This is a genomic window from Methylocaldum sp. (assembly GCF_039794385.1).
GTDB lineage: Bacteria > Pseudomonadota > Gammaproteobacteria > Methylococcales > Methylococcaceae > Methylocaldum.
The window spans coordinates 1-3,456 of the sequence record NZ_JBDIVO010000429.1; the positions used below are offsets into that span (position 1 = coordinate 1).

Sequence of the window (3,456 nt, forward strand, 5' to 3'; positions counted from 1 at the left end):
ATCGATCGCCTCGGACGTGAGAATCGTCACCCGGGACCGGACAGGATCTCCTGATCGAGCGTCTCCACCCGGACTTTGTGATCGTTCACGCAGACGCTGGCGCCGCGGCTGTGGTGGTACGAACAGTCATAGTAGTAGTGATTCCGCTTGCCGCCCAAGGCCGCGATGTTGCTCCCGCAAAGACTGCTGCAGGCCAGGCTCGAGAGAAGATACTTCGATTCCTTCGGGGATCGGGGCGATAGAAGCGCTCGCCTCCGGTCGCTTTGAGATAATTTTGGGGCGCCGCTTCGAGCCGGCCTGGACTTCATCCCGGAGGTCTTGAGATACGATGGCGAGCTTCGGGCCGACGGATTTCGAGATGGTCCGCCTGGGGCATCCGCTTCTTCGCCGATCCGCCCTGACGGGTGTTTCGGTACTCGCCAAACGGGATTCACCCGAGATAGCGCCGCCGACGCAGCATCGGTTGGATCGCCGCTCAGGGTCTTGACCAGGGTGGTATAGCGATGTCCACCCGCATACATCTGAAAGATCGCACGGATACAACCTGTTCGGTCTGGGTGTTTGTTCTCAATTGATTTTCGGGACTCCGTACCCATATCGCCATTGCTCCGACTGGTCCTTATTCATCCGTTGTGAAGTTAAGTTCTTGAGCTTAAGCTCCAAATTTCTCGTTATTAATGATTGATGCTAAACCATGAAACGACTGGTTGTGATCGATATCGTTGGGCTTAATCCTTCGCTCTTGGGCGAGCACACGCCACATTTGAACCGGCTGATTACGGATGGATTTGTCGCTAATTTGGAGCCGGTTTTTCCGGGCGTGACGTGTACCGCCCAAGCATCGATGCTGACCGGTTCCCTTCCCCGGGAGCACGGAATAGTCGCCAACGGCTGGTATTTTCGCGATCTTGCCGAAGTATGGTTCTGGCGTCAGTCCAATCATCTCGTCCATGGCGAGAAGGTTTGGGATGCAGCGAAAATGTCCATCCGCGATTTCAGCTGCGCTCAACTCTTCTGGTGGTACAACATGTACGCTGACGTGGAGTACTCTGTTACCCCACGCCCCATTTATCCCGCGGATGGGCGGAAAATTCCGGCGCTTTACTCGAATCCCGCAGATCTGCACCGGAGGATCGAAGCCGAATTGGGTCCTTTCCCGATGTTTAACTTTTGGGGCCCGGCGGCGGACTTACGATCGTCGAGCTGGATCGCAAATGCCGCCAAATGGACGTTCGACCATCATCCCTGCAAACTGCAACTGGTGTATCTGCCGCACCTGGATTACAACCTTCAGCGCCTCGGGCCGGCCGATCCGCGAATATGGGAAGACGTCCGCGCCATCGATGCCGTCGCGGGAGACTTGATCGACCACGTTAGGGCTCAGGGAGCCGATGTTATGGTGGTCTCCGAGTACGGCATCGAGCCGGCCACGGGCTGTGTCCATATCAATAAAGTTTTGCGCGAACAGGGTTACATCTCCGTGCGCGAGACCCTCGGCTACGAGTTGCTGGACTTCGGCGCGTCGCGCGCCTTCGCCGTGGCCGATCATCAGATAGCCCATGTCTACGTGCGGAACGCTTCGGACAGTCCTGCCGTGGAACGCTTGCTTGGCACGGTACCGGGTATCGAGCGAGTACTGGCGGAGCAGGGAAAAGCCGAAATGGGCCTGGATCATCCGCGCTCCGGGGAATTGATCGCCATCGCCGAACCCGGGCATTGGTTCAGCTATTACTATTGGCAGGACGATGCGAAGAGTCCTGACTTTGCCCGTACGGTCGATATCCATCGCAAGCCGGGCTACGATCCGGTGGAGCTTTTCGTCGATCCGGACATCCGGTGGCCAAAGCTCAAAATTGGGTTTCGGCTGCTCCAAAAGCAACTAGGCTTCCGAATGTTGATGGATGTGATTCCACTCAAACCGGACCTGGTTAAGGGCACTCATGGCCGGTGCCACCAATCGGCTGACTTGAATCCCGTTTTGATCTCTTCCCGGCGCGACTTTGCGGTTGATCAGTTGCCGATAACCGGAATTAAACAACTGATATTGAATAGCCTTAATTGACAGCGGCTTCCGTAGAAGCCATTCACTGGATTTAGGGTCTACCGGTCCATGGTCATGGGTTCGCCTCCGGCATAGCTCACCATCATTTCTTCATTTGAAACTTCGGCGTTCATTCTTCCGGTTATCTCAGTCGTTCGCACATGATCGTCGGGGGCGCGATCTTCGCCCTTAGGCAAGCCGGGGGCCGGGCCCTATTGAATCAGGCGATAACCACGAGCGGTGATGTACGGGGCGGGGTGGCAACGGAAGTTCCGGCACTCTCGGCTATCGAGGTGGCTTAAACCGGAGTTGCAATGTCAAAAATTTTTACATACCAGAGTTCGGTGCGGCGTGCTCAATCTTCAATACAAACATGTGCTTAGGTGTATCAGTCTGAGAACACTCGTTAAAAAACCTCACCGCGAGTGTCGAAATCTTTTACGGTCTCGCCGGCCGATAAGGGACCTGAGTTGCTAAAGTTCCCTGCATCACACAAAAAGCTCCATAAAATCAATTTATTATCATATCTGTTGCATTTATGGCACAGGCCTTGCCTTGTACATGAGGCAGTTATGGTCGGCAAGTCATTTGAGTCGTCCGTACGCTTCTGATGTTCGACGGTAATAAGCGCTTATCCCGGTAGGCCGCTCGCTCGGAGTGACGTCGACGGGTTTCGAGCGCCAACCATAGGGCGTCTACGAACAAGCCCATTTTGTCCGCTTTGATTGGGGAAGGATCCGGATGAAAAGTCTTCTAAAAGCCAGTCTTGGCTTGCTCCTTATCTGTTCTGGTTCGAATGCAAGTGCGACGGTGATTCGCTATCAGGCGATCGATCTCGCCGACAGCGTGGTCGGTCAGGATCTCTGGCAATACCGCTATGACGTTAGCGGCTTGCCCGGATCGGCCGTGGGGTTCGATGTGTTCTTCAATCTGAGCGAGGGCTACCAGGCGGGCGACTTGAGCGATCCGCTGGCGCCCAATGGCGACTGGACGGTCGTCCTCCTTCAGCCCGACCCGGTCCTGCCGGACGACGGCCGTTTTTATGCCGAGATCGTCGCCGTTTCGCCGGTTCTACCGAATCTTCCCGATACTTATTTCAGCGTCAACTTTGTCTGGCCCGGGACCGGAGCCCCGGGTGGGCAAAGCTTTGCGATTTACGATGCCAACTTCGACATCCTCGAAGCCGGGCGCACCAGACCGTTCGGTGAAGCGATCCCAGAACCCGCGGTTCCCGCGTTGCTGCTCGTAGGACTGTTCGGATTGACCTGGTTTCGGACCCGGCGCAGCCAACGCGAGCTTTCCAAGCCGTAGCCATTTTTCCGCTGCCGGATTGTTGGCAGTGACAAAAGCGGCTCGTCTACACCTGCCGCCTACTAAATCTGAGGGGAGATAAGGATTATGGCGATGTCCATGCA

Annotated in this window: 3 protein-coding genes; 2 read left to right on the forward strand and 1 reads right to left on the reverse strand. The window is 55.8% G+C overall.

Annotated elements, in window-relative coordinates:
• Positions 1-26 precede the first annotated feature (26 nt).
• The gene (locus tag ABJK70_RS22140) at positions 27-521 is read right to left on the reverse strand and encodes a hypothetical protein (RefSeq protein ID WP_347259155.1); all 495 of its coding nucleotides are present in this window, start codon (positions 519-521) and stop codon (positions 27-29) included.
• 173 nt (positions 522-694) lie between these two features.
• Here ABJK70_RS22140 and ABJK70_RS22145 point away from each other — a divergent pair, with 173 nt between their 5' ends.
• Both ABJK70_RS22145 and ABJK70_RS22150 read left to right on the forward strand, forming a co-directional pair.
• Entirely contained in the window at positions 695-2,062 is a 1,368-nt protein-coding gene (locus ABJK70_RS22145) for a nucleotide pyrophosphatase/phosphodiesterase family protein (protein ID WP_077728984.1), read from the forward strand.
• A gap of 720 nt (positions 2,063-2,782) precedes the next feature.
• Positions 2,783-3,352, forward strand: a complete 570-nt coding sequence (locus ABJK70_RS22150) for a PEP-CTERM sorting domain-containing protein (RefSeq protein WP_077728985.1) — start codon at positions 2,783-2,785, stop codon at positions 3,350-3,352.
• Positions 3,353-3,456 lie beyond the last annotated feature (104 nt).